Origin of the sequence: Priestia sp. FSL W8-0001, from assembly GCF_038050335.1 — a bacterium.
Lineage (GTDB): Bacteria > Bacillota > Bacilli > Bacillales > Bacillaceae_H > Priestia > Priestia flexa.
Genome location: NZ_JBBPAL010000001.1, coordinates 738894 through 765085, shown reverse-complemented (window position 1 = coordinate 765085; position 26192 = coordinate 738894). Strand labels below are relative to the sequence as shown.

23 protein-coding genes are annotated in these 26192 nt (G+C 38.5%); 6 read left to right on the top strand and 17 right to left on the bottom strand.

Annotation, left to right across the window (positions count from 1 at the left end):
* Positions 1 to 37 precede the first annotated feature (37 nt).
* Both galE and MKZ18_RS04070 read right to left on the bottom strand, forming a co-directional pair.
* Positions 38 to 1036, bottom strand: a complete 999-nt coding sequence (gene galE / locus MKZ18_RS04075) for a UDP-glucose 4-epimerase GalE (RefSeq protein WP_061785434.1) — start codon at positions 1034 to 1036, stop codon at positions 38 to 40.
* A gap of 14 nt (positions 1037 to 1050) precedes the next feature.
* Positions 1051 to 2229 carry a galactokinase gene (locus MKZ18_RS04070; protein ID WP_061785433.1) on the bottom strand — a complete coding sequence of 393 codons (1179 nt, stop codon included), beginning with the start codon at positions 2227 to 2229 and terminating at the stop codon, positions 1051 to 1053.
* Positions 2230 to 2842: 613 nt separating this feature from the next.
* On the opposite strand from MKZ18_RS04070, the gene MKZ18_RS04065 reads away from it, so the two are divergent.
* Entirely contained in the window at positions 2843 to 3736 is an 894-nt protein-coding gene (locus MKZ18_RS04065; protein ID WP_025908170.1) for an AraC family transcriptional regulator, read from the top strand.
* Between the two features lie 60 nt (positions 3737 to 3796).
* On the opposite strand, the gene MKZ18_RS04060 is transcribed toward MKZ18_RS04065, so the two are convergent.
* From MKZ18_RS04060 to MKZ18_RS04040, 5 genes are all read right to left on the bottom strand, one after another.
* Positions 3797 to 4039: a hypothetical protein gene (locus tag MKZ18_RS04060; protein WP_025908171.1), complete on the bottom strand. Its 243-nt coding sequence runs from the start codon at positions 4037 to 4039 to the stop codon at positions 3797 to 3799.
* A 377-nt stretch (positions 4040 to 4416) separates the two neighbouring features.
* Positions 4417 to 6006 (bottom strand): solute:sodium symporter family transporter, encoded by a 1590-nt coding sequence (locus MKZ18_RS04055; protein ID WP_025908172.1) that lies wholly within the window; start codon positions 6004 to 6006, stop codon positions 4417 to 4419.
* An 852-nt stretch (positions 6007 to 6858) separates the two neighbouring features.
* Positions 6859 to 8009 (bottom strand): IS3 family transposase gene (locus MKZ18_RS04050; protein WP_144594449.1). Its coding sequence is split into 2 segments (ribosomal slippage): positions 6859 to 7736 and positions 7736 to 8009, totalling 1152 coding nucleotides; the frame shifts between segments, so codons are not numbered across the junction.
* A 114-nt stretch (positions 8010 to 8123) separates the two neighbouring features.
* Positions 8124 to 10724 carry an ATP-dependent chaperone ClpB gene (clpB, locus tag MKZ18_RS04045; RefSeq protein ID WP_025908174.1) on the bottom strand — a complete coding sequence of 867 codons (2601 nt, stop codon included), beginning with the start codon at positions 10722 to 10724 and terminating at the stop codon, positions 8124 to 8126.
* 103 nt (positions 10725 to 10827) lie between these two features.
* A complete protein-coding gene (locus MKZ18_RS04040; protein ID WP_025908175.1) occupies positions 10828 to 11007 on the bottom strand; it encodes a YjzC family protein in 180 nt (59 codons plus the stop codon).
* 224 nt (positions 11008 to 11231) lie between these two features.
* Between MKZ18_RS04040 and MKZ18_RS04035 the strand changes: the two genes are divergently transcribed.
* A complete protein-coding gene (locus tag MKZ18_RS04035; RefSeq protein WP_061786502.1) occupies positions 11232 to 12044 on the top strand; it encodes an undecaprenyl-diphosphate phosphatase in 813 nt (270 codons plus the stop codon).
* A gap of 37 nt (positions 12045 to 12081) precedes the next feature.
* Here the strand turns inward: MKZ18_RS04035 and MKZ18_RS04030 are convergent, their stop codons facing one another.
* The 9 genes from MKZ18_RS04030 to MKZ18_RS03990 all read right to left on the bottom strand — a co-directional run bounded on the left by MKZ18_RS04030 (position 12082) and on the right by MKZ18_RS03990 (position 23046).
* A complete protein-coding gene (locus tag MKZ18_RS04030) occupies positions 12082 to 12726 on the bottom strand; it encodes an SDR family oxidoreductase (RefSeq protein ID WP_076513392.1) in 645 nt (214 codons plus the stop codon).
* A gap of 356 nt (positions 12727 to 13082) precedes the next feature.
* Positions 13083 to 14033 (bottom strand): ornithine carbamoyltransferase, encoded by a 951-nt coding sequence (gene argF / locus MKZ18_RS04025; protein ID WP_076513393.1) that lies wholly within the window; start codon positions 14031 to 14033, stop codon positions 13083 to 13085.
* Positions 14030 to 17146, bottom strand: coding sequence for a carbamoyl phosphate synthase large subunit (locus MKZ18_RS04020; RefSeq protein WP_076513395.1), 3117 nt, complete (start codon positions 17144 to 17146; stop codon positions 14030 to 14032). The genes argF and MKZ18_RS04020 overlap by 4 nt, the downstream gene beginning before the upstream one ends.
* Positions 17139 to 18209: a carbamoyl phosphate synthase small subunit gene (locus MKZ18_RS04015; protein WP_061785610.1), complete on the bottom strand. Its 1071-nt coding sequence runs from the start codon at positions 18207 to 18209 to the stop codon at positions 17139 to 17141. Before MKZ18_RS04015 ends, MKZ18_RS04020 begins: the two co-directional genes overlap by 8 nt.
* A gap of 69 nt (positions 18210 to 18278) precedes the next feature.
* Entirely contained in the window at positions 18279 to 19433 is a 1155-nt protein-coding gene (locus MKZ18_RS04010) for an acetylornithine transaminase (protein WP_076513397.1), read from the bottom strand.
* A complete protein-coding gene (gene argB, locus MKZ18_RS04005; RefSeq protein ID WP_025908182.1) occupies positions 19399 to 20223 on the bottom strand; it encodes an acetylglutamate kinase in 825 nt (274 codons plus the stop codon). Before argB ends, MKZ18_RS04010 begins: the two co-directional genes overlap by 35 nt.
* A 12-nt stretch (positions 20224 to 20235) precedes the next feature.
* Positions 20236 to 21468 (bottom strand): bifunctional ornithine acetyltransferase/N-acetylglutamate synthase, encoded by a 1233-nt coding sequence (argJ, locus tag MKZ18_RS04000; protein ID WP_076513429.1) that lies wholly within the window; start codon positions 21466 to 21468, stop codon positions 20236 to 20238.
* 26 nt (positions 21469 to 21494) lie between these two features.
* Positions 21495 to 22538 (bottom strand): N-acetyl-gamma-glutamyl-phosphate reductase, encoded by a 1044-nt coding sequence (gene argC, locus MKZ18_RS03995; RefSeq protein ID WP_076513400.1) that lies wholly within the window; start codon positions 22536 to 22538, stop codon positions 21495 to 21497.
* A 199-nt stretch (positions 22539 to 22737) separates the two neighbouring features.
* Entirely contained in the window at positions 22738 to 23046 is a 309-nt protein-coding gene (locus tag MKZ18_RS03990) for a metal-sulfur cluster assembly factor (RefSeq protein ID WP_025908185.1), read from the bottom strand.
* Positions 23047 to 23497: 451 nt separating this feature from the next.
* Between MKZ18_RS03990 and MKZ18_RS03985 the strand changes: the two genes are divergently transcribed.
* Together MKZ18_RS03985 and MKZ18_RS03980 are read left to right on the top strand one after the other, a co-directional pair.
* Complete coding sequence (locus tag MKZ18_RS03985) at positions 23498 to 23650, top strand: hypothetical protein (protein WP_153301193.1); 153 nt, start codon at positions 23498 to 23500, stop codon at positions 23648 to 23650.
* A 3-nt stretch (positions 23651 to 23653) separates the two neighbouring features.
* Positions 23654 to 24025, top strand: coding sequence for a hypothetical protein (locus MKZ18_RS03980; RefSeq protein WP_061785607.1), 372 nt, complete (start codon positions 23654 to 23656; stop codon positions 24023 to 24025).
* A 42-nt stretch (positions 24026 to 24067) separates the two neighbouring features.
* Here MKZ18_RS03980 and MKZ18_RS03975 read toward each other — a convergent pair whose 3' ends face one another.
* Positions 24068 to 24916, bottom strand: a complete 849-nt coding sequence (locus MKZ18_RS03975; protein ID WP_061785606.1) for a YitT family protein — start codon at positions 24914 to 24916, stop codon at positions 24068 to 24070.
* 209 nt (positions 24917 to 25125) lie between these two features.
* Between MKZ18_RS03975 and MKZ18_RS03970 the strand changes: the two genes are divergently transcribed.
* Together MKZ18_RS03970 and MKZ18_RS03965 are read left to right on the top strand one after the other, a co-directional pair.
* Complete coding sequence (locus tag MKZ18_RS03970) at positions 25126 to 25989, top strand: DegV family protein (protein ID WP_025911871.1); 864 nt, start codon at positions 25126 to 25128, stop codon at positions 25987 to 25989.
* A gap of 55 nt (positions 25990 to 26044) precedes the next feature.
* Complete coding sequence (locus MKZ18_RS03965; protein WP_076513403.1) at positions 26045 to 26176, top strand: DUF3941 domain-containing protein; 132 nt, start codon at positions 26045 to 26047, stop codon at positions 26174 to 26176.
* Positions 26177 to 26192: the final 16 nt, after the last annotated feature.

Below are 26192 nucleotides of genomic sequence, written 5' to 3'. Positions count from 1 at the left end.
TCCGTAATCTATGGCTAAGCTATTTTCTAACAGCTTTTTATCGCTGAGGCTGTTTATACCCTTCCGGATGTGCTTGAAACCATTTCCATGCACTTTCAATCATTTGCTCCATTGACGTATAGCGTGGATTCCAACCCAGTTCATCCATTGCTCTTTGAGAAGATGCTACTAGTTTGGCTGGGTCTCCCGCACGTCTCGGCGCAACGATAGCTGGAATGGAATGATTCGTCACTTTACGCGCAGCATCAATTACTTCTTTAACTGTAAAGCCGTTTCCGTTCCCTAAATTGTAGGTACCGCTTGTATTGTCAAGCGCTAACTTTTCAAGCGCTAATACATGCGCATCAGCTAAATCTGTTACGTGAATATAATCTCGAATGCACGTACCGTCTTTCGTATCGTAATCGGCACCAAAAATTGAGATATGCTCACGTTTTCCAAGAGCTACTTGTAAAATGATTGGTATTAAGTGTGTTTCTGGCGTATGATCTTCCCCTAGCTTCCCATCCATATGAGCACCTGCAACGTTGAAGTAGCGAAGAACAACATAACGAAGTCCATACGCTTTCTCTGACCATTTCAGCATTTTTTCAATTGCTAGCTTCGTTTCACCATAAGGGTTTGTTGGCTCTGTTGGATCATCTTCTAAAATTGGAAAGTTCTTTGCTTCTCCATATGCTGCAGCCGTGGATGAAAATACAATGTGCTTAACACCATGTTTATTCATCACTTTTAACAAGCAAAGTGCGCCGTACACATTGTTATCGTAATATGTTAAAGGATCTGTTACGCTTTCTCCAACAAGAGAATCCGCTGCAAAGTGCACAACCGATTCAATCTCGTTTTCCTGAAAAACTTCATCTAAAAACTCGGTATCTCTTAAATCGCCAACATATAAACGTACGCCTTCTAAAATCGCTTCTTTATGACCTTTTTGAAGGTTATCAACAACGACTACGTCTTTCCCTTTATTCAATAACTCTGCTACCGTATGGCTACCGATATAGCCAGCTCCTCCGCATACTAATACAGCCATTCTTGCTCCTCCTTTTATACCGTTTCCAATGCTAATTCTCGTGCGCCTTCTCCAACTTCAACAACGTAAAAGTTTGCTTGTAAGCCTGTTGCTTTTGTATAAGCAGCGCTTACTTCAGAAATAAATGAATCGACCTTATTTTCTTTCACTATACTAATTGTGCAACCACCAAACCCTGCTCCTGTCATTCGAGAACCAATCACACCTTCTTGAACCCAAGCAGCTTCAACTAATGCATCCAATTCTTTTCCCGTAACTCCGTAGTCATCTCGTAGTGAGCGGTGAGATTCGTTCATTAATAAACCAAACCCTTGCAGATCACCGTTGTTCAGCTTTACCACAGCTTCTTTTGTTCGTTCATTCTCATAAACTGCGTGTTTTGCACGCTTTTGATTCGTTGGGTTTTTAATCAAATGTTTTAACTGCTCAAACTGTGCCTTCGTTAGATCGCCTAATGACTCAAGCTCATAATTACTTTTTAAGTCTGCTAATGCTTGATCACATTCAGAACGGCGTTCATTATATTTGGAGTCTGCTAGCCCTCTTCGCTTGTTCGTGTTTGCAATTACTAACACTGCATTTTCTAACTGAAGCGGGCTGTACGTGTAGTCAAGTGTTTGGCAATTTAACAGAATTGCCTTATCCTCTTTCCCCATTCCAATTGCAAATTGATCCATGATTCCACAGCTAACGCCAATAAATTCATTTTCCGCTTGCTGTGACATCTTAACCATCTCGACCATATCAATATCTAATTCTTCTAATTGATTTACTAAAACAGCCGTTGCTAATTCGATAGACGCTGAAGAAGATAAACCAGCACCATTTGGAATATTGCCATAGAATAACACGTCAAATCCATTTCTTAGTTCATAGCCATTTTTAACAAATGTGCTAATTACTCCTTTTGGATAATTGGCCCAATCATGTTCTTCTTCAAATACAAGCTCATCAAGCTTGTATTCTATTACACCTTTATCCTCAAAGTTTGCCGAGTACATACGAACCTTCTGATCGTTTCGCTTGTGCACAACTGCGTATGTTCCAATACTTAAAGCACATGGAAATACGTGCCCTCCGTTATAATCTGTATGTTCACCAATCAAATTAACGCGTCCTGGTGCGAAGAAGCAACGAACGTTTTCCGTTGTTTGAAAGATTTCTTGAAACTTTTTAATTAATTCACCTATCATGTCACATCACCTGTTTCTTTTTTATATCGTTATCGCCAAACTGTAAACGTATTCATGCCTCTATTTTAAAAGCGTTAAGCACGTTTTCTCAATGGTAAAAATAATCCCTGTAAACGGTAATTTCTTGCTAACAAACTTACAATTATGAACACCCACTGCTAATAAAAACAGTGGATATCTTTTGAGAATGTAAAGAGTTTGGGACATAGCAAAATGATTGCTTCTAAAAGACGAACACTCGCTGTTCCCATCTCTTTGATTTGTCTCAACTCGTTCGTTCCATTGCGCTACGGTCACTCGCTTTCCGCGGGGAGGAACCTGAGCTTCCTCGCTGCGCTGCGGGATCTCCGTTTTCCCTCTCTTTCCCGCAGGAGTCGAGTGTCCTACGCTCCATTCCACCCTGTTTCCAACATTGTTTTCACAATCAACCAAAAAACCTGAACGATTAAAAGTTATGAACTCTCAATCGTTCAGGTATAGTAAGGACTGAATTACTTATGTCTCAGTCTCCTTTTTTAATATTTTCATAAATAAAGTGAAATATATATAGCGAAATGAAAACGATTACGTTAAAGTATAAATAACAACATTTTTAAAAAAAGAAGGTGAAAATTTGCTACCACAATTTCAAACAAAAGAATATGCTACCTATGCTTATCGTTTCTTCGAATCCCGTACCAGTGATGTTGCACAGCTATGGTCAGTGGGATGGGATGAAGTATACTCTCCTCTTTATAATTGGAGCGGGAAACAGCGAAAAGAGGTAGGGAAATATATTTTTCAATATACAGTGTCTGGATATGGAATGATTGAAGTAGACGGAACTCAATATAAGGTAGATGCAGGTAAAGCCTTTATTGTCAGCACGCCGGGAGACTATAGATATTATTTACCTAAAGAGAGTGAAAATTGGGAATTTATCTTTTTAACGTTGTATGGTGATGAAGTGAAAAAATGCTGGGATTACATCAAAACAAAGTTCCAGTCAGTCATTCGATTCCACCCCGAATCAGCACCGATACAGCTTCTGGCTCAAATCTATAAGGGAGCAAGTGAAAAAAACATTACAGATCCATTTTATGCATCAAGCCTGTGCTATCGCTTTGTAATGGAGCTTTATCAATATGTAAAGAATATGGACTCCTTTACTGAAGACTGGCCTGAGAGCATTATTAGCTCTATCTTATTTGCTAGAAACCATTATCATGAAGAAATCGGCCCAGATGAAATGGCGGAATCAGCAAATTTATCTCGCTATCACTTCAGCCGCTTATTTAAGCAAACAACGGGATTGACTCCGATTCAATATTTAACAAAGATGCGGGTTCAAAAAGCAGCTGAACTTTTGAACCAAACAAAATACTCAATTGAAGAGATTGCAGAAAATGTCGGCTATGCCAATGCTAATTACCTTACGAAGGTGTTTCGTAAAACCACAAATATAACGCCTGGACAGTATCGAAAGAGCAACGCATCAATTGATGAGCTTTTTATTCTTCCAAAATAATCGTACAAGCAAAAAAATCCCTTTGTTGTCCAAGATTCTCGACAACAAAGGGATTTTCATTTATTTTTCCGGTATTTCTACAACAACAGAGCCGTTTTCATAAATAAAAGTAAGTTTCTTACCCGGAATAATCATATTTTCTAAAATGTCGCGTGCTGCTTGCAAAGCAATTTCCGTACGCTGTCTTTTTTCTTTTATTTCATCATCTGCTTCTTCAGTGCATTCAACGCTTCTAATTTGTTGAAGTGCTTGATCAATAAAGTCATATGCCTCATCATATACGCGCTCAACATGTTCTTTCATAAATTCAACCGATTCCTTTCCTTAACCTCTAATCGAATTACGCTTTGTGCTTATTATCTTAAAGGATAGTACTTCGTTCGACAATATGCAAGATAAGAAATATTCATTCAACCCGTAAAATACTCTACTCTCTAGAGACAAGTTTGTTACATTGCGCCCCAGACACTTGCTTTCCGCGGGGAAGAATCCCAGCCTGTTCGCTTCGCTGCGGGTTCCCAGCTCTTTCTCTCTTTCCCGCAGAAGTCGTCTTTTACGCTTCATTCCACCAGTTTTTCAACTTGTTTTCGGAACGAACAAAAAATATCCGACCGATTGCAGGTTAGCAATCGGTCGGATATCTCGTTGACTGAAATATTTATATCCCAGCCTCTTTTGTCTTAAGAAGCAATTCCAATTGGTGAAAAGAGCGCGTAAACTACTAACATTGCAAGAACCGCTGCAATTCCCATCGGATACAGAAGCTTCCAAGGGGTTAAATCTACTGCTTTTTGATCTTCTAACACATATAGATCTTGCTTTGGAGCAATTTTTCCGATGATAAACATTAATCCGCTACATAAAACGAATAAGATGGCTAAAATGTGAAGATAGTGTAAGCCTGTATCCCATACTAGCTGCGTTACGGCATAGATTGAGATAAATACAGCTAATGACACTTTTGCTGCAACCGCAGGCACTTTTTTCGTTACATAGCCGATAAATACAATCGTAAAGATTGGAACGTTATAAAAACCGTTAACCATCTGAAGATATGCAAAGAATCCGTTTGGTACATTTGCAATTAAAGGCGCTACGCACATTGCAAAAATAGCTAAGAATACGCCTACCAATTTTCCATTTTTCACAAGCTCTTTATCCGTAGCTTTTGGCTTAAAATAAGGCTTGTAAATATTTAAAACAAAAAGCGTAACGCTCGAGTTTAACGCTGAGTTAAACGATGATAAAATAGCTCCGAATAATACAGCGGCAAAGAAACCAACAAGTGGCGTTGGCAATACATGATTAACCAGCTTTGGATACGCTTCCATCGGTGGAAGTCCTGGTCCAAAAATATTAAATGCAATAATACCAGGGATAATTAAAAATGCTGGTCCTAATAGCTTTAAAAATGCTGCAATAATTAACCCTTTTTGCCCTTCTTTAAGATTTTTGGCAGCTAATGCACGCTGCATAATATGCTGTGCTGTTCCCCAATAAAACAAGTTTACAAGTAGCATTCCCGTAAACATCGTGCTGAACGGCACGGGATCTTTCTCTCCACCAATTGAGTTTAGCTTCTCGGGGGTATTTTCCATAATTTTATTGAATCCATCAACTGGTGAACCATCACCTAAAGCCATCAGCCCTAAAAATGGAATCATTAATCCTCCAATCAATAAACCAATGCCATTTACCGTGTCTGATACAGCAACCGCTTTCAATCCTCCGAATATTGCGTAAATTGATCCAATAATTCCAATTCCCCACACTGTAATCCACAGCGCGGTCGTTGAACTAACTCCAAACATGCCTTGAACATTAAAGATGCTGCTTAGTGCAGTGGCTCCTGAATATAAAATAGGAGGTAATAAATTTAGTACATAGCCAAATAAAAATAAAATGGTAACAATCTGTTTAGTGCCTGAATCAAATCGAGATTCTAGAAAGTCTGGAATTGTTGTAATTCCACCTTTTAAATAGCGTGGAAGTAAAAATAACGCAACCAATACAAGAGCGATTGAAGAACCTACTTCCCAGCCCATTGCGGACATATTAAACGAATAACCATCCGCATTTAAGCCTACAAGCTGCTCTGTTGATAAGTTCGTCAATAACAGAGACCCAGCAATAACCCAACCAGTTAAGCTTCTTCCCCCTAAAAAATATCCTTCTGATGTTTCAAGATTTTCATCGCGAGTAAAGCGATATGAAATATATGCTACTAAAACGGTAAAGAATATAAATGATCCCACAGTGACTATATTCATTGATGAACACCCTTTTCTATTTTCTGTCGTGTGCATTTTGATGAAGGAGAGATATTTTTGAAGCAAACATCTACTTTCGTAACGCTTACAATTAGCTGTTTTCATATCATCATACTGTTTTTTGTCAGACAGTTCGATGATTTCTATACCTCTTTAATGAATCTATTTATACTGCTGCTTACTTTTTTTTATACGCTATTGATTCAACAAGCGCTAAACAAAGTAATGAAAGTAAGAGCTTGTCTTCTTTTCGTGCAAATTAACGACTTATTTTTTTTCATATTATATATGGTCGTAATTTTCAACGGAATTTTTTCATTTATAAACGAGCAGGTGTTACATAGCTATCGTTTATTTACGCTCGTATGTATGATTCCATTTTATTTCATTTTAGTCTGGCTTTCTCTTCACCTCTTTATAGAAATGAAAAAAAGCGCGTTGTTGACTCTTTCGTTAGGTGCTCTGCTATTAGCTTGTTATCCCTTAATATCGCTTATTTCGTTAGCATCACCTTTCTCTAGTTTACTATTGCTTTCCTCCTTTATCTGTATAAGTTCTTTTGAAACCAAACAAGTATACGCATAATTATTTACTGTCCGTTGTTTCTTTTAGGATCCCAAATAGTGCTTTGCTAAGAAAGCGAATTCAATAATTTATACTCATTCTATAAGCGCTTACAATTATAGTCAATAGTAAAAATCCATTCTCACAAAGGTAGTTTTTTGCTCATTAAAAAGATCGATTCTATAGCTCCAATGCTTACGAGAATACACTTCGTTTTTTAAAAGCACAAAAAGACCATTTAGCAATCGGGACTGACCCCTGTTTTTGAGACAGGAATCAAAACACCTTTTAAACAACCCGTTTTCTGTATTGTACAGGAGACTGGTTGTTTAATTTTGTTTGAATACGGGCATGGTTATAATACGTAATATAGCTTTTGACGGTTTGCTCTATGATGGTAGTCGTAGTGTATGTCAACTCGTCAAGGTAGAACGTTTCAGACTTTAGTGAGGAATGAAACGATTCAATTGAGGCATTATCTGCAGGCGTCCCTTTTCGGGACATACTCATGATAATGCCTTTCTCTTTAATTGTTTGTTGATAAGCATACGATGTGTACACAGAGCCTTGATCACTATGCAACGTGCACCCTTCCGGTAGAGAAGGGAGTTGGTTAAGCGTGTCTAAAACAAACGCGACATTTTGACAATCACCAATGGAATACGCAATAATTTCTCCGTTAAATAAATCTTGAATACTTGAAAGATACAATGGTTTCGGCCCAAAAGGCAAGTACGTAATATCGGTCACAAGCTTTTGAAGAGGGCGTTCAGCTCGAAAGTCACGATTTAATATATTCTCTGCAACCTGATAAGGTTGCCCTGTTCGCTGCCGTTTCTTCCGTTTAACGCGACATTGCCAACCGTATTTCTGCATGGTACGCTGCACAAACTTGTGGTTAATCTTCATGGTTCGCTTGAGTACAGCTGTGATCTTCCGATAGCCATATCGAAACTTGTGTGCACGACATTGTTCACCCACTTGCTGTTCCATCCATTTCTTTCGTGTATCCTGTTGACTATGCTGCTTCCAACGGTAGTAAGTGGACCGAGGAATACCAAGATGGAAACAGATTTGATAAATAGGGATTTGTTCTTTTAACTCTTCCACTAGGTTCACTGCGATTTCTGGTACCACTTCCTTTCCAATTCCTTGTACTTTTTTAAAATCTCGATTTGTTGCTTTAATTGTCGGTTCTCAGTCTTTAACTTAGCTGTCTCGTTTTCAAAATCAGGACCTTTTCCATAGGCATATTGCTTGCCTACTGGCTGTTCCAACCGGTGTACATCCCCATTTTGATACCACTTCATCCATGTTTTTAATTGGGTAGGATTCCGAATGTTTAGTTGTGATAAGACTTCTTTTACAGGTACACCGGCTAACCTCATTTCAATCGCTTTTAACTTTATTTCGACTGGATAACTGACTCTTGTTCCCATAGAAAAAACACCTCCAAGTGATTGTTAGGTACTACATACCCAGTTTTCAACTTAAAGGTGTTTTTTATTTGTCTCACTTTATGGGGTCAGTCCCATCACTAAATGGTCTTTTATTTATTGTTCAATAATGAACTCTTCACCTCTATTATCAATAACTACATCGCTATGATTTGTGATATGGCCAGCAATTAATTCCCTAGCAATTTTAGTTTCAACATACTTTTGAATAAATCGTTTAAGCGGGCGCGCACCATAAACAGGATCAAACCCTGCTTTCGCAATGTAATTTTTTGCTTCTTCAGTTAGTGTCAGCGTAATATGTCTTTCTTGCAAACGGCTTTCAAGCTGCTTAAGAAGCTTTTCAATAATTGATTTTACTTCACTCACTGACAGTGGCTTAAATAAAATCGTGTCATCCACACGATTTAAAAACTCAGGTCGAAAATGCTGGCGAAGCTGCTGAAGTACTTGTTCTCGACTTGACTCCTCAATGTTTCCATCTTCTGTTAAACCTTCTAACAGTGTTTGTGAACCAATATTCGATGTCATAATAATAATCGTATTTTTAAAATCAACGGTCTTTCCTTTTGAATCTGTTATCCTTCCATCATCCAACATTTGAAGGAGCACGTTAAACACCTCTGGATGTGCTTTTTCAATTTCATCCAGCAAGACCACGGAGTATGGTTTTCTACGAACAGCTTCCGTTAACTGTCCTCCTTCTTCATAGCCAACATATCCTGGAGGAGCACCAATCAAGCGTGAAACTGCATGCTTTTCCATGTACTCAGACATATCAATACGAATAATATGATCTTCGCTGTCAAACAACGTTTCAGCTAACGTTTTAGCTAATTCTGTCTTTCCAACTCCAGTTGGGCCCAGAAAGATAAACGAACCGATTGGGCGATTTGGATCTTGAATGCCTGCTCGTGCTCGAATCACCGCATCAGTTACAAGCGACACTGCCTCATCCTGCCCAATTACGCGCGCTTTTAAAATAGATTCCATTTTTAACAGCTTTTCTCGCTCTCCTTCTACGAGCTTTGACACTGAAATGCCTGTCCATCGTCCCACAATTTCTGCAATTTCTTCTTCCGTAACTTCTTCACGCAGCAAACGAGACTCTTGTTTTTTTGCAGCTTCGGCCTCAAGCTGTTTTAATTCTTTCTCATAGGCTGGAATATGTCCATGACGAAGCTCTGCTGCTTTATTTAGGTCATAACGCCCTTCTGCTTCTTCTAGATCTCGCTTTGCTTTTTCTAGCTTTTCCCTGACGTCTTGGACAGCTTGAATGGACTGCTTCTCCTTCTCCCATTGAAGCTTCATCACGTCTGCTTTTTCAGTTAAGTTCGCTACTTCTTCCCGAATAGCGGTTAGACGCTGTGTACTAGCAAAGTCCGTTTCTTTACTTAATGCAGCCTCTTCAATCTGCAGCTGCATGACTCTTCTTGTTACCTCATCTAATTCTGCTGGCATAGAATCAATTTCTGTTCGAATGGTTGCACACGCTTCGTCAATCAGATCAATTGCTTTATCGGGCAAAAAACGGTCAGATATGTAGCGATCTGACATAACAGCAGCTGAAACAAGAGCCCGGTCATGGATGTTTACACCGTGATGAATTTCAAATCGTTCTTTTAACCCTCGAAGAATAGAAATCGTATCTTCTACCGTTGGCTCTTCAACTAACACTTGCTGAAAGCGGCGCTCTAACGCAGGGTCTTTTTCAATATATTGACGGTATTCATCCAGGGTTGTTGCTCCAATGCAGTGAAGTTCACCACGAGCAAGCATTGGCTTGAGTAAATTTCCAGCATCCATGGCTCCATCTGTACGGCCAGCTCCTACAATGGTATGAAGCTCATCAATAAATAATAAAATTTGGCCATTGCTTTTTTTGACTTCTTGTAACACCGCTTTTAAACGCTCTTCAAATTCACCGCGAAACTTCGCTCCTGCTACTAAGGCTCCCATATCTAGAGCAAACACCATTTTATCCTTTAATCCTTCCGGCACATCTCTTCGCACAATACGCTGTGCAAGTCCTTCTACAATCGCCGTCTTCCCAACGCCTGGTTCTCCGATTAATACTGGATTATTCTTCGTTTTACGAGACAGGATTCGAATCACGCGACGAATTTCTTGATCTCGTCCAATAACAGGATCTACTTTGCCTTCTCGTACTTCTGCTACCAAATCACGACCATACTTGCTTAAAACTTCATATGTGCCTTCTGGTGTTTGGCTCGTAATGCGCTGGTTGCCACGAATTTTTTGCAGAACTTCCATTAGTTTTTGCTTCGTGATTCCGTACTGGCTAAACAACCTTCCCAAGCTAGTTGTAGAGGCCTCATTAGCAGCGGCTAAAAATAAATGCTCCACCGCCATGTACTCGTCTTTTAAACCGTCTGCCTCTTCTTGAGCTTTAACGAGCAGTTGCTGTAGAGCAGACGTAATATATATTTTGCCAGCTTCAACACCTGAACCTGTTACAGACGGCTTTTTCGCTAGCTCCGCTTCTACACTTTTTACAAACTTCTCTGTTTCAATATGTAAGTGCTCTAAAATACGAACTGCAATTCCATCTGGCTGATGAATCAATGAGTAAAGCAAGTGTAGACTATCAATTTCTTGATGACCTCGCTTGATGGCCTCAGATTGTGCGTTCATAACTCCTTCCTGAAGCTTTTGCGTCATTTTATTTACATCCATTGAAACCCCTCCGTTTTTGACTATTTTTGACCTTTATTTCATATTATAAAATGGTTTTCCCACGCAAGTAAAGCCATCTGCAGAAGATGGCTTTACTTGCGTATTATGGCTTTCTAATATATGTCCAATGACGATCATCATTAGACGTTTCTGGAAAGCGATCTCCTGCTTTTAACTTCACTTTTTTCGGATGATTCACGTTGCTTCCAGTTTCACCAATTTCTATATAAACACCGTTATTTGGCGCTTTTTGACCTGCTGTAAAATGACGATTTTGTCCCATTTCCCTTCCTCCTTCATTAATAAAATCCAGCTCTTCTCTTATACTATGCCCCCTGTTTTTCATTTCATAATCAGGATATGAACTAGGAAAACATTAGAAAAAGCGTTTACATTTAAAGGAATTCCCCTTTTCACTTCACAGTGGCGCAAAGTTTTTTTATACTGGGATATGTACCTTTAACAAGTATCTAAATTAACTATTAAAAATGTAGAAAGGATTTATGCATGGAACAATTTTATTTGCTTTTGAAATATTTATTTTTAGGCCTTTTCCAAGGGATTACAGAGCCAATTCCTGTCTCGTCTAGCGGACATATTGTACTAGCTCAACATTTATTCGGTTTAAATATTGAAGGCCTCAGTTTTGAAATTTTAGTCAATACAGCTTCTCTCATTGCGGTACTCATTATTTATCGTGAAGATATTATTCGACTTATTGTAAATGGCCTTAAGTTCTTAAAAACAAAAGATCCAAATTCGAAATCAGATTTTCAATTTATTATCTATTTAATTATAGGAACAATTCCAGCAGGCGTTATCGGTGTACTGTTTGGCGATGTAATTGAAGCCAATCTAAAATCATTAAAAGTGCTTGGTTTTGCTTTAATTGCTACAGGTATTGCCCTTTGGATTATTCGTAACCTTCGCGGGCGAAAAAATGACGCAGCGCTTTCTGTAAAAGACGCTATCATTATTGGATTAGCACAGGCCGTAGCGCTTATCCCTGGAATTAGTCGCTCAGGGGCAACAATTGTTGCTGCTATGCTACGCGGAACAAAGCAAGAAACGGCTCTTCGTTTCTCATTTTTACTTTACATTCCCGTGAGCTTAGGTGTAACAGTATTAGGAATTAGCGACATCTTAAATGATCCAAACGTTTCTGAGCTATTACTACCCTATACAGTAGCTTTCTTTGCTTCATTAATCGCTTCTTACTTCTCATTAAAGTGGTTTATGGGCATTATGGCGCGAGGAAACTTAAAATACTTTGCCATTTACTGCTTTATTGTCGGTGCATTAGTGGTTATTTTCCTTTAAACAAAAAATGCGGATGGTTTTTTCCATCCGCATTTTTTTAATGAGCAAATTGAATTGCTTGTTCAATTTCTGTTTTACCGCTTAATATTTCAAACGTTTTGCCAACTGTTGTTTCTTCATCTAAGCTTGCTACAAGTACTTTGGCAACGTCTGCTCGAGGAATTGTTGCTGATTTGTCAGCAATGTCTGTGTTCACATCAATTTCTCCAGTGGCTTTATCATCTGATAAACTTCCTGGACGAACAATTGTATACGCTAGGTTTGATTGTTTTAAATACTCATCCGCAATTGCTTTGGCACGAAGATAGAGTTGAAGCCCATCTGGACCTTGCTCAGGCGCATCCGTCCCCATTGAACTTAACATAACAAAGCGCTTCACTCCTGCTTTCTTTGCTGCATCAATAACATTCTTCGCTCCATTTTGATCCACGGCAATTGTCTTATCATCTCCCGTATGACCACCAGATCCTGCGGTAAAGATAACAGCATCCATTCCTTTAACTGCTTCTGATACGTCTTTTTCTAAATCAGCTAATACCACATCTACATTTTGTTGTTCGAATGCTTGTTTTTGTTCTTCTTCACGAACCATTGCATATGGTTGGTGTTGACTAGAGCTAGCTAATAATTCAACTACTTGCTTACCTGTTGTTCCATTTGCTCCTACTACTAAAACTTTCATTATGTCCTCACCTTTCGTTCTGCTTAATATGTTTATCGTGTTCCCCGGGATTGTCCAAATTAAACATGATACGAAAGGAACATATATACAACAAGCTGTGACATAACGAAATGATTCCATCTCTAAGACGAACCATAACGTTTCTAAACGAGTTAGGTTGTAAAAACAAGTTCGTTCCACTGCGCTTAAGACATTCGCTTTCCGCGAGAGTCGAGTGTCTTAAGCTCCATTCCGCTAGTTTTTAGTGGTTTTTCAAACCAACAAAAACTATCCGAGCTACCAAAAGAATTTAACTTTCAATAGCTCGGACAGTTCATTGGCTGAAATACTTATGTCCCAGTCTCTTTATGCCATCATTATGCTAATATTGCTTGCAGCAATGCTTTTTGTACGTGCATGCGATTTCCGGCTTGCTGGAATACAACGGAGTTCGGCCCGTCAATAATGCTTGCTGTTACTTCTTCTTCACGATGTGCAGGTAAGCAATGTAAAAACAGATAATCTGACTTAGCATGCTGAACAAGCTCATCGTTCACTTGATACGAAGCAAATACTTCTAAACGCTTTTTCGCTTCTTCTTCCTGCCCCATACTCGTCCATACATCTGCATAAATAGCATCAGCATTTTGAACAGCTTTAACAGGATTTTCTGTAATTGTAATGGTTGCTCCAGTTTCGCTGGCAACTTTTTTTGCATATTCCGTTACAAATTCCTTTGGTTCATAGCCAGAGGGACAACCAATTGAACAATCAACTCCCATTTTTGCACATGCAATCATTAGTGAATGAGCTACATTATTTCCGTCACCTACGTAAGCTACCTTTAAACCGCTGAACGTTTGTTTATGCTCATAAATTGTAAGCAAATCCGCTAGTGCTTGGCACGGATGATAATCATCCGTCAAGCCATTAATTACCGGGATAGAAGCGTATTCTGCCAGCTCTTCTATTTTAGAATGTTCAAACGTACGGATCATAATCGCATCGATAAACTGCGACAGCACTTGAGCCGTATCGCCAATTGTTTCACCGCGGCCAATTTGAAGGTCTTGACTGCTTAAAAACAAGGCATTTCCACCTAGCTGAAGCATGCCTGCTTCAAACGATACACGCGTTCGTGTAGATGACTTTTCAAAAATCATTCCCAATGTTTTTCCTTCAAGCGTTTTAACGATTTCTCCATTTTCATGCTTTTCTTTTAAGATAATGGCGCTTTCTAGTAAAAACATAATATCTTCTGGTGTTAAATCTTTTAACGTGAGCAAATCTTTACCTTTTAAGTTTGCGGATGCTGATACGGTACTCATGAGATTGTCACTTCCTTTTCGTTATGTTGAAACCATTCTTGTATTGACGATACACTATACTCACTTACATGATATGACTGTAAGAACAGTTCAAACGTTTCTAGTTCTGTTAGTACTAGCAGACCGTGCTTTAATGCAAGCATACGATTATCTTTCTTTGCAGAATCAAAACTTACAAATAGTAATGCTTCTTTACCTTTTGTCCAAGCTTGTAAATCTTTCGTATCTGCCAGTTTCAAGCCAGCATGGGTAATCGCTGTTTTTAACTCTTCTGATACTTCTGCTGCATCAATATAGACTTCAACAGCTTCTTTTTTAGATGTTACGTATTGATGAAATGCTTTTTTAGATGCTTCTTCAATTGTAGAAGCAATCGCAATTCCTTCTCCCGTTGATTTCATTTCCGGCCCAACAAGCGGGTCCACTCCTGATAACTTACTTGTCGAAAAGACAGGAAACTTAACTGTTACGTATGATGGGTCTGGCAATAAACCCGTTTGTTCGCTCATTTCCGACAAAGATTTCCCGAGCAATACTTGCGTTGATAGCGAAATAAGCGGAACATCGCATACTTTACTTACAACAGGGACTGTACGACTTGCACGAGGGTTTACCTCTAAAACATATACTTCGTCGTTATAGATTACATATTGAATATTCATAATTCCTTTATAGTTAAGCTTTTGAACAATTTTTTGAGCATATAAAACCATTTGTTGTTTATGAGCGTTCGTTACACTTTGAGCTGGTAGAAGCGCATAGCTATCACCAGAGTGAACACCTGCTTTTTCAACATGCTCAACGATTGTTGGAATTAAAACGTCTTTTCCATCGCAAACGACATCCACTTCAGCTTCTTGCCCTGGATAGTAAGCATCGAGAAGCATTGGGAAATGTGATGGTTTAATGGATGATAAACAATCCATGAGCTCCTGTTCACTTTGAAGCGTAAGCATTCCTTTTCCTCCAATAACGTAAGAAGGACGAATTAATAATGGAAAGCCCATTTCTTTTGCCTTTTTCACAAGCTGTTGCTCGTTGTCTGCCATCTCACCAGGAATATGAGGAATATGACAATCGTCTAACAGCTGATAAAATTGTTCGCGGTCTTCCAGTGCATCAATCATGCTGTTAGTAATACCAAGCAAGTTCACTCCTGCTTCTTCAAGTCCTTTAACTAATGAAATAGCCGTTTGCCCGCCATACTGAACGATAACGTCATTTACGCTTTCTGCTTCTAAAACGTTTAAGACATCTTCAACCGTAACTGGTTCAAAATAGAGGCGATCTGCTACTTCAAAGTCTGTGCTAACCGTTTCTGGATTGTTGTTAATTAAAATTGTTTCATAACCGGCCTTTTCAAGCGCCCACACACCGTGTACAGAGCTGTAGTCAAATTCTACACCTTGCCCAATTCGAATCGGTCCAGACCCGATAATTGCCACTTTTTTGTTTGAAGACGTTTCGATTTCATTTTCCCCATAGTAGCTAGAATAGAAATATGCAGTAGATGATTCAAATTCTGCTGCGCACGTATCAACCATTTTGTAGCTTGGATAAATCTTCATATTTTTACGCTTCGAGCGTACTTGCAGCTCTGAAACATTCCAGATCGATGCTAAATATGCATCAGTAAAGCCTTGTTCTTTTGCATTCTTTAGTGCTTCTTTTTCAATTGAATCCAAATTAACGTTCTTTAATTCTTGCTCTTGTTTAATTAAGTTACTGAAATGATTTAAATAGAAATAATCAATTTTCGTTTTTTCATGAATCTCTGTTGTTGTCACACTTCGACGTAGCAATTCTAAAATGATAAAGATTCGCTCGTCACTTTGATCTGCTAGCTTATCAAATAGAGCTTCTAAAGATAAAGCTTGTAGTTCTTCTACTTCTAGTCCATTTAAATCAATTTCAAGAGATGATAATGCTTTTTGGAAGCTTCTTGTAAAGGTACGATCAATCGCCATTACTTCACCTGTTGCTTTCATCTGCGTTCCGAGCGTTCTTTCTGCATAGAAGAATTTATCAAATGGCCATCTAGGAAACTTAACAACCACATAGTCTAACGCTGGTTCAAAGCTAGCATACGTATCGCCCGTAACAGGGTTTAATAACTCATGAAGGTTATATCCAACGGATAGTTTCGCTGCAATCTTTGCAATTGGATATCCCGTCGCTTTTGATGCTAAAGCTGATGAACGACTGACGCGCGGATTTACCTCAATCAGATAATATTGCTTGCTAGTAGGATCAAGCGCAAATTGAATATTACAACCACCAATAATACCAAGCGCTGAGATAATTTTAATCGATGATGAACGCAGCATCTGATACTCAACGTCTGTTAATGTTTGTGAAGGTGCGACTACAACAGAATCCCCTGTATGTACACCAACTGGATCAATATTTTCCATGTTACAAATTGTAATGCATGTTCCGTTGGCATCACGCATGACTTCATACTCTACTTCTTTAAATCCTGCGATGCTTTTTTCAACTAAACATTGGTGAATAGCACTTTCCCGAAGACCTGACGTAGCAAGCTTTTCAAGTTCTTCTAGTGAATGTGCAATCCCTCCACCAGTTCCACCCAGAGTATAGGCTGGTCGAACAATAACTGGAAAGCCGATTTCTTTCGCAAACGTTAACGCTTGCTCAACTTCTGTTACAACTTCACTTTCAGGAACCGGTTCATTTAGTTCTTGCATCAGAGCACGAAACTCTTCACGGCTTTCTCCTTGCTTAATAGATTCAATTGGTGTACCTAGCAGTTTCACACCGTATTTTTCTAAAATTTGATGTTCATGTAGCTCTAACGCTAAGTTCAGTCCCGTTTGTCCTCCTAGTGTTGCTAAAAGTCCATCTGGTTTTTCTTTTGCAATAACCTTTTCAACAGAATCCACTGTGAGTGGTTCAAAATAAATGCGATCAGCTATATGCGTATCCGTCATAATGGTAGCCGGGTTGTTGTTAATTAAAATGACTTCATAGCCTTCTTCTTTCAGTGAAAGACACGCTTGTGTGCCCGAGTAATCAAATTCCGCTGCTTGCCCAATGACAATTGGACCAGAGCCAATAACTAAAATGGTTTGTATTGTTTTATCTTTAGGCATATACTTTTTCGCTCCCAACTTGCTGTACTTGCTTCATAAATTCATCAAAGATATATGTGCTATCACTTGGTCCCGGATGCGCTTCTGGGTGATACTGTACTGATAACACCGGAAGTTGCTCATGTACAAGACCTTCAACTGACTGATCATTTACATTTTTAAATCGTACTTTAAGAGGCGTTTGTTCGATTGTCATTTCATCTACCACATAGCTATGGTTTTGTGACGTCATACATACTTTGTTCGTGAATAAATCAATAACAGGCTGATTTGCTCCACGATGACCGAACATTAATTTTTTGGTTTTTGCACCGAACGCTAGGCCAATTAACTGGTGACCAAAGCAAATTCCAAGCGTTGGATACTTACTGATAATTGCTTTGATTTCTGATAATTGATTCGCCACTTGCATCGGGTCTCCCGGTCCGTTTGATAGAACAATTCCATCTGGCTTTAAGTCTTTAATTTCGTCTAGTGAAGTCGAATAAGGAACCACCGTCACTTTGCAACCACGGTTTAACAATTCTTGTAAAATAGACTTCTTACAGCCAAAATCCATTAGTACAATATGTTGTTTATCTCCAGCGTGTGATACAACTTCTTTCGTTGATACTTGCTTAACTACGTATGGTTCAGAGTGCGTTACTACGTTACCTTGAGCAGAAGCGGAAAAGGCTGCTTGCATTGTACCCTCTTTTCGAATTCGTTTAACGACCGCTCTCGTATCCACATGTGTGATAAGAGGAATATTCCACTTTTTCAAATATTGCTTAAAGCTATACATCGCTTCATAATGGAATCCTTCATCGGAACATTCGTATACGACAACGCCTGCTACATGAGGTTTTTTACTTTCAAAGTCTTTTTCATTAATTCCGTAATTTCCAATCAATGGATAGGTGAAAACAATAATCTGGTCTTTATAAGAAGGATCCGTCACAACTTCTTGATAGCCTGTCATTCCTGTAAAAAAGACAATTTCTCCGCTTGCTTGGTGAGAGGCAGTATGTTCAATACTACCTTCAAATGAATCTCCGTTTGCTAAATGTAAATATCCATTCATTTTGCATCCCTCTTCGAATAATTATTTATTTTAAAGAATTTTTATACATAAATCCCAAAAAAATACCGGTTATATCGTTACCTTAAGCTCTTGAAATACTTGCTTTATAATATTTAGTGCTTCTGCCAATTCTTCATTACTTACTGTTAATGGCGGTAGTAAACGTATCACGTGAGGACCTGCACCTAACACTAAGAGCCCTTTTTCACGCATCTCAGTGATTAACTGTGCTTGATATTCACCGCATTCAATACCAATCATAAAACCTTTTCCACGAACTTCTTTAACAACCGAATAGCTTTCTAGCATTTCTGCTAACCGATTGTTGAAAGTGACTGACTTGGCATTGACTTCTTCTAAGAATTGCTTATTAAAAATAATTTGTAGCGTTGCTTTAGCCGATGCTAAGGCAATTGGATTCCCTCCAAATGTCGTACCATGGCTTCCTGGTCCAAATGACTCCGTTAAAAAGGCTTTCCCAATCATCGCACCAACAGGCATTCCGCTTCCTAACCCTTTTGCAGCTGTAATAATATCAGGAGATAAATTAAAATGCTGATAAGCAAATGGTTTACCTGTTCGACCGATTCCTGTTTGTACTTCATCGACAATAAACAGCGCACCGTATTCCTGACATAGCTTTTGAATAGTTGTTAAAAAACTTTCTGTTCCTGGCACTACCCCGCCTTCACCTTGAACAACTTCTGTCATGATTGCAGCTACCGTATCATCCATTTCCGCCTCTAAGCTTTCTACGTCATTATATGGAAGATAAACAAACTCATTAACAAGCGGTCCAAATCCTTCATGAATTTTTGCTTGCCCAGTTGCCGTCATTGTTGCAAACGTACGACCATGGAATGATTTCGTAAACGTAATAATTTTATGCTTTTTGGTATGCTTTCTCGCTAGTTTAATAGCTGCTTCGTTAGCTTCTGCTCCGCTGTTACAAAAGAATACTGCGTCTCCGCTTGAATTAGCAACAAGCAAGCTAGCTACTTCTTCTTGAATGGATTGATGAAATAAATTAGACACGTGCCATACTTTATTTAACTGTTCTTCTACTGCTTTTTGAACTTCCGGATGACGATGTCCCACGTTACATACGGCAATGCCTGAAATAAAATCTAAATATGTTTGATTCTTTTCATCCGTTAAATGTGTTCCGTTTGCTTCTTTTACATGTATATCAAGACGTTGATACGTTGGAAATAACGAGCTCATCTTTGTCCTCTCCACCTTTAATAGTATGTTTAATTGCAGTTCCGACTAAGTTTCCATTTTGATCTAAAAAGCCGTTAATACCGCTGATAATATTGACTTCGTGTAGCGTTGGAGACAGCGCTTTGACTGCTGACATGACCTTCGGAATCATACCACCATAAATGGTTTTCTCTTCGATTAGGTAGTTCACTTCTTCTACCGTCAATTCTGGTAACAGCTGCTGGTCTTTTAAAACACCTTGCACATCCGTTACAAACATGAGCTTTTCTGCTCCGAGTGCCTTAGCAATCGAACCTGCTGCTACATCAGCATTGATGTTAAATATCTCACCTTGTCTATTTAAACCAATTGATGAAATAACTGGAATATAACTTTGATCTATTAGCTGCTTTAAAAGCTGCTCATTAACAGAAACCACTTCGCCGACATAACCTAACTTTTCAAAGTCGATAGCTTCAGCTTCTAAGAGCTGTGCATCACACCCTGATAAACCAACTGCTTGGAGGCCTTGAATTTGAATATCACGCACCAGCTGTTTGTTTACTTTTCCTGAGAGCACCATTGTCACTACTTCTAAGGCTTCTTTAGATGTTCGGCGCAAGCCATCGACAAACTCTGCTTCAATATTAAGCTTTGCTAGCATATTCGCAATATCTGGACCGCCACCATGTACCAATACAATATTATGTCCACTGTCAATCAGCTTTTTTAAATCCCGAAAAAATGAATTGGTTAGCTGATTAATGATGCTTCCTCCACATTTTATAACAATTGTTTTTACACCTGACATCGTCTTCTCTCCTTACGTTCGGTAACTTGCATTAATTTTCACGTAATCGTAGGTTAAGTCACACCCCCATGCTTTCCCTTTGGCTGTTCCTTCATTAAGAGATACATTCACAGCTACATGTTCCTGCTGTAAATAGTTTTTAGCCGCTTCTTCATCAAACGCTTGAGGCTGACTATTTTTCAGCATCACGATGTCACCTAACGCCACCGTTATATCATTTGGATTAATTTTGACTCCACTGTAGCCAACTGCGCAAATAATTCTTCCCCAGTTTGCATCCGCTCCGTACATCGCTGTTTTGACAAGACTTGAACCAACAATTTGTTTAGCAATTATATTGGCTTCTTCGTTGGTAGCAGCGCCTTCAACATTTACTTCAATAAGCTTTGTTGCGCCTTCTCCATCGCGAGCAATTTGCTTGGCAAGATCCTCACACACAAGTCGAAGTGCCTCATAAAATGCTTTCCAATCAGAGTGATTGACCGTTAGCGTTTCGTTTTCAGCCTTGCCATTTGCAAGTACTAACACCATATCGTTTGTTGATGTATCTCCATCAACCGTAATTTGGTTAAAACTTTTATTCGTAATAGAGCGAAGCGCATCTTGTAAAACAGCTGATTCGATATTGGCATCTGTCGTTACAAATCCAAGCATCGTTGCCATGTTAGGATGAATCATACCTGACCCTTTTGCTGCTCCACCAATCGTAACGGTTTTTCCATCTACGACCACTTCATAACAAGCAGTTTTCATCACCGTGTCAGTTGTTAAAATCGCTGTTTGAAAAGCTTCTGCTCCTTTCTGTGTGTTTACTGGTTGGAGTTGCTTAATTCCTGCATTAATCTTCTTCATGTTTAATAGTTCGCCAATTACTCCTGTAGAAGCGACGGCTACATAATGAGCCGGTACGTGAAACTGCTCAGCGCTTGTAGCACGCATTTCATATGCGTCTTCTAAACCTTGCTCACCTGTACAAGCATTCGCACAAGCGCTGTTCACAACAACGGCTTGTAATTTTTGTTCTTGACTGATGCTATCTTTTGTCACATATAAAGGTGCTGCTTGAAACGTATTCAGCGTATAAACTGCCGCACAATTAGCAGGCACTTCACTCATAATAACCCCAATATCTTTTTTCTCATATCGAAGTCCTGCGTGAACTCCCGCAGCGGAAAATCCTTTTGGACTAACAACTGTACCATTCTCTATCTTTTTAATATCTAGCAAACTCTTTTTTACTGTAATCACATTATTCCCTCCTACGCTGCTCATCATGGATAAACAGGTAATCCATTAATACCTAAATTCTCTTCAAAGCCCAGCATGATATTTGCATTATGTACGGCTTGCCCTGCTGCACCCTTCATCAAGTTATCAATGACTGAGACAATTGTGACCCTTTTTGTACGCTCATCGTAATCAAGGCCTATATCACAATAGTTTGATCCGCTCACTTCTTTTGTTGATGGAAATTCTCCCAGCTTCCTCACTCGAACAAAAGGCTTTGCTTCATACGCCTGCACATACAGTGCATGAAGTTCTTCTATCGACTTTTCTTCTTTTAATTGTGCGTACATCGTAGTCATGATTCCTCGCGTCATTGGAATGAGATGCGTATTAAACATTACGTTACCAATTTCAGAATCCCATCGTGATAATACGGATTCAATTTCTGGAATATGTTGATGCTTATTAACTTTATAGATTTTCATATTTTCATTAATTTCAGCATAATGTGCGAGTTGAGACAGCCCACGACCCGCTCCTGAAATACCGGACTTTGCATCAATAATAATAGAATTAGAAACCACTATCTTTTCTTGAGCAAGCGGTGCTAGCCCTAATAACGTTGCCGTTGGGTAACATCCTGGGTTTGAAATAAAGTCAGCGGATGATACCTCATCTGCAAACCATTCTGATAAGCCATAAATGGCCTTCTCTAAATCTTCCAAACTAGCAGAAGGCTTTTTATACCATTGCTCATATAACTCTTCATCTTTTAATCGAAAATCTCCTGAGAGATCAACTACTTTTAATCCTTCGTTAATTAGTGTGGGAACTAGTTTACTCGATACCCCTGAAGGAGTTGCTGTGAAAACCAGTTCAACTTCTTTTGCCATTTCTTTAGGATTAATTTCTTTTAATTTATATGCAAAATGGGATAAGTGTGGATAAACTTCAGATATTGGCAAATCATTCTGTGAAGATGAATAAACCGAATGAATATTAAAATGTGGATGACCGTCTAACAACCGAATTAGTTCGACGCCACCGTAACCTGTTGCTCCAACAATACCGACGTTAACCTGTGTCATAATACTACTCCTTTTTCTACGTAACTGTTTGAATTATTTCTCATTATAATACTGTATAAAAATAAAATCAAACGAATATTTAAAAAAAGTCTATCTTTTTTGAAGTTTATTATTTTGTTTTAAATATACATACAAATTAATTTTTATTACATAATATTCAAAAAAAGTACTCCAACTTTTAAGCTGAAGTACTTTTTCTTCACTGAATGCCTAATGCGATTTTCGCATATCGTGACATTCTCTCCTTTTCCCATGGAGGGTTAAAGGTAATATTCACTTCGACATTTTCAACGCCGTCTACCTCGATTACATTTTTCTTTACGTCTTCTGTAATTGCTCCTGCTAACGGGCAACCAATTGATGTTAACGTCATCGTCACAACAACTGTTTGGTTTTCCTCCATAATTACGTCGTAAACAAGGCCTAAGTTTACAATATCAACGCCTAGTTCAGGGTCAACTACCTCTTCCAGTGATTCCATGATCTTTTCTTTTAATTGTTCATCCATGTCGCAATCTCCTTTCATATATGAGATTCTTTTTTGATTGTTTTACCGTAACAATCTCATTTCTATCTGTCAAACGTTGTGCTTTGTTCTTTCCACAAACTTATGTAAGATAGAAAATAAGCGAATGAATTACGCTCTTTTTTAATATATATAAATCCAACTAATTAAGTTCGATTACTTATTAAGATGTGTAAAGGAGACTGTATGAATACAAAAAACATTTAATTGCTTTAGATTTAGACGGCACGCTATTAGCTGATAATAAAACCATTCTACCTTTCAAATGAAGACAATGGTATTGCTTATTATTTGGAAAAGACCTTAAATTTATAACTTGACTATTTTTTGAAAGCACAGGTAATTTTTTTACGCTATCTTTTCATCAAAGCTGCACACACTATAATCGACGCTTAGTTAAGTGTCGATTTTCTTTATTTTAGAGGAGGAAGATATGATGGGTAGAAGCAATCGATCAAAGCGTTTTGTCAAACAAGGTGCAGATGCAGTACAAAAGCATGATGAACGTATTCCTTATCATATGACACTGGCGGAGGCTGAAGCGTTTCAAGCCCAGCAAAGCCACGCTCCTCATGGAGGTCAATAACGTATGAAACAGTCATTTTTTCAACAAGTAAAAGAGACAATCCAAAATGTTGTTTCAAATCGCTCTGAGCATCATAAAGGCGAGAGTCTTTCAAATCATGAAAATCATAAAAGCCACAACGGCGAACTTGATATTTCAGGCGAAATGTTAAAAGCCGTGATGTCGGATGCTTCACCTCAAGAACAGGAGCAAATTCAGCATTTCGAAAATTCTTTAAATCAAACATATAATACAAAGCAGGCTGCTTCATCACACACGCCAGCAGGTCAGATGGAAATTGCGGAAGATATGTTATCTCATATTGAAAACAATGCCTCTCCATCTGAACAAGCACAGCTGCATGAGCTTGCTGAAGATTTAGAAAAAAAGAATTAATAAAAGTAAAAGCACGCTATGTATTGCAGCGTGCTTTTGCTTTTATTCTTCTTTGCGAAATAACCCGAATATGCCTGTCGTTTGTACAATATTCGTAAACGCATGAGGATCGACGTCTTTAATAGTTTTTTCTAAATCAAAAAGCTCATATCTTGTCAAAACAATCATTAGCATTTCTTTTTCTTCATTTGTAAAACCACCTTTTGCAGGAACAGCGGTGATACCTCGTACCAACTTGGAATGAATGGCTTTTCTAAGCTCCTCGCCTTTTTTGGTTACAATCATCGCTGTCACTTTCACGTGACGCGTATGAATAACATCGATGACTCGAGTCGTTGTATATAAGGCAACGAGCGTATATAACGATTTTTCAGCCCCATATAACAGACCTGCAGCTGCAATAATGACAGCATTTAACGTAAATAAATAGCCACCGATTGGCTTATCTTTCATACGGGACAACACCATAGCAATGATGTCTAATCCTCCTGTTGAAGCACCAAACTTCAGCGTAATTCCTACTCCTACAGCTAAAATGACTCCTCCAAATACCGCGTTTAAAATGATGTCTTGAGATAAAGCTTCAATCGGTACAAACTCTAAAAACACCGTTGTAGCTAAAACGCTATAAAAGCTATAAATCGTAAACGTCTTACCTACCTTTTTCCATCCTAAAATTGTTACGGGAATGTTTAATAAAAGCAGCAAAATACCTGTGGAAATTGTAAACGGCGTATAGTCAGTTACAACGCTTGAAATTAATTGGGCGACTCCTGTAAATCCACTGGAATAAACATTCGCTGGAATTAGAAATAAGTTTAAAGCAACTGCGTTTAATAAAGCACCAACTGTAACAACAATAATTTTTTTGACTTCCAGCCACTTGTTCAATCGTTTCAAACCTCCAAACTTATGTATACATGTAGTATTTGCTCATTCTTTTTTTATAGTATGAACATTTTTATTTCATAAAAAAATTATTCATAAATTGTATTTTTTCCTCAGTGCTTATACACTAGTATTATTATTGTATTTATTTTCTTTTCATCAAACCGTAAAAAAATAAACGCTTAGATAAATGTAGTAGGAAGGTGACATTTATGTCAATAAAAATTTTAACAGATAGTGCTAGTGACTTACCTTGTTCTTTTTTCAAAGAAAATAACGTTTCATTGCTTCCTCTTCGCGTTCATTTACGCGACACGGAATATTTAGATTTAGAAACAATTAATCCTGCAGAAGTATACGAAGCCATTCGAGAAGGAGCAATGCCGAAAACATCTCAAGCTGCTCCAGCTACTGTATATGAAACATTTGAAGAGTTGGCTAAATCAGGTGAGCAATGTATTTATATTGCATTTTCTTCTGAACTCTCAGGAACCTACCAAACGGCTGTGATGGTCAAAAACGAACTATTGGAAACATACCCTAACTTCGAGTTAGAAATTATTGATACAAAATGTGCGTCTCTTGGGCAAGGTCTTGTTGTACACTATGCTGTTCAACAGCTGGCAGCTGGTCTCAACTTTAAAGAACTTGTATCTAAAACAAGACAATATGCGTCTAGCATGGAGCATATCTTTACTGTAGACGACCTTGATTTTCTTGCACAAGGCGGACGCGTAAGCAAAGCTTCTGCATTTGTTGGAGGATTGCTAAATATCAAGCCTTTATTACATGTTGAAGATGGTAAACTTGTTCCAATTGAAAAATTAAGAGGGCGCAAGAAAGTGTTAAAGCGTATGATTGATATCATGGACGAACGCGGTGCAAAAAATCTAGCTGATCAAACCATTGCAATTAGCCACGGTGATGATGAAGAAACAGCTATGCAGTTAAAAGCACTGATTGAAGAGCGATTCGGCTGCAAGTCGTTTTTAATTAACATGATTGGAGCTGCCGTTGGTTCTCACGCTGGACCTGGGACGATTGCTCTTTTCTTTTTAAACGAAATTATCGAATAATGCTTGTAGTTAAGGGTAATCTAACGATATGTTCTAAAAAGGAGTGTGTGTTAGAATGCCTCATACAAGTGATAACGATAAAAAGGCAAAAGATAATCAAGCAAAGCAAGAACAAAAGAATCTACATGAACAAAGAAATAGACAAGCAGGAAAACATTCATTTTCTAAAAAAACGGATCATCTATAAAGGCATCACAAAACCG

Excerpts from the sequence above, each read along its gene's own strand:
- galE (WP_061785434.1), bottom strand. The coding sequence starts at position 1,036 with ATGGCTGTATTAGTATGCGGAGGAGCTGGCTATATCGGTAGCCATACG.
- MKZ18_RS04070 (WP_061785433.1), bottom strand. The coding sequence starts at position 2,229 with ATGATAGGTGAATTAATTAAAAAGTTTCAAGAAATCTTTCAAACAACG.
- MKZ18_RS04060 (WP_025908171.1), bottom strand. The coding sequence starts at position 4,039 with ATGAAAGAACATGTTGAGCGCGTATATGATGAGGCATATGACTTTATT.
- MKZ18_RS04055 (WP_025908172.1), bottom strand. The coding sequence starts at position 6,006 with ATGAATATAGTCACTGTGGGATCATTTATATTCTTTACCGTTTTAGTA.
- clpB (WP_025908174.1), bottom strand. The coding sequence starts at position 10,724 with ATGGATGTAAATAAAATGACGCAAAAGCTTCAGGAAGGAGTTATGAAC.
- MKZ18_RS04040 (WP_025908175.1), bottom strand. The coding sequence starts at position 11,007 with ATGGGACAAAATCGTCATTTTACAGCAGGTCAAAAAGCGCCAAATAAC.
- MKZ18_RS04035 (WP_061786502.1), top strand. The coding sequence starts at position 11,232 with ATGGAACAATTTTATTTGCTTTTGAAATATTTATTTTTAGGCCTTTTC.
- MKZ18_RS04030 (WP_076513392.1), bottom strand. The coding sequence starts at position 12,726 with ATGAAAGTTTTAGTAGTAGGAGCAAATGGAACAACAGGTAAGCAAGTA.
- argF (WP_076513393.1), bottom strand. The coding sequence starts at position 14,033 with ATGAGTACCGTATCAGCATCCGCAAACTTAAAAGGTAAAGATTTGCTC.
- MKZ18_RS04020 (WP_076513395.1), bottom strand. The coding sequence starts at position 17,146 with ATGCCTAAAGATAAAACAATACAAACCATTTTAGTTATTGGCTCTGGT.
- MKZ18_RS04015 (WP_061785610.1), bottom strand. The coding sequence starts at position 18,209 with ATGAATGGATATTTACATTTAGCAAACGGAGATTCATTTGAAGGTAGT.
- MKZ18_RS04010 (WP_076513397.1), bottom strand. The coding sequence starts at position 19,433 with ATGAGCTCGTTATTTCCAACGTATCAACGTCTTGATATACATGTAAAA.
- argB (WP_025908182.1), bottom strand. The coding sequence starts at position 20,223 with ATGTCAGGTGTAAAAACAATTGTTATAAAATGTGGAGGAAGCATCATT.
- argC (WP_076513400.1), bottom strand. The coding sequence starts at position 22,538 with ATGACACAGGTTAACGTCGGTATTGTTGGAGCAACAGGTTACGGTGGC.
- MKZ18_RS03990 (WP_025908185.1), bottom strand. The coding sequence starts at position 23,046 with ATGGATGAACAATTAAAAGAAAAGATCATGGAATCACTGGAAGAGGTA.
- MKZ18_RS03985 (WP_153301193.1), top strand. The coding sequence starts at position 23,498 with ATGATGGGTAGAAGCAATCGATCAAAGCGTTTTGTCAAACAAGGTGCA.
- MKZ18_RS03980 (WP_061785607.1), top strand. The coding sequence starts at position 23,654 with ATGAAACAGTCATTTTTTCAACAAGTAAAAGAGACAATCCAAAATGTT.
- MKZ18_RS03970 (WP_025911871.1), top strand. The coding sequence starts at position 25,126 with ATGTCAATAAAAATTTTAACAGATAGTGCTAGTGACTTACCTTGTTCT.
- MKZ18_RS03965 (WP_076513403.1), top strand. The coding sequence starts at position 26,045 with ATGCCTCATACAAGTGATAACGATAAAAAGGCAAAAGATAATCAAGCA.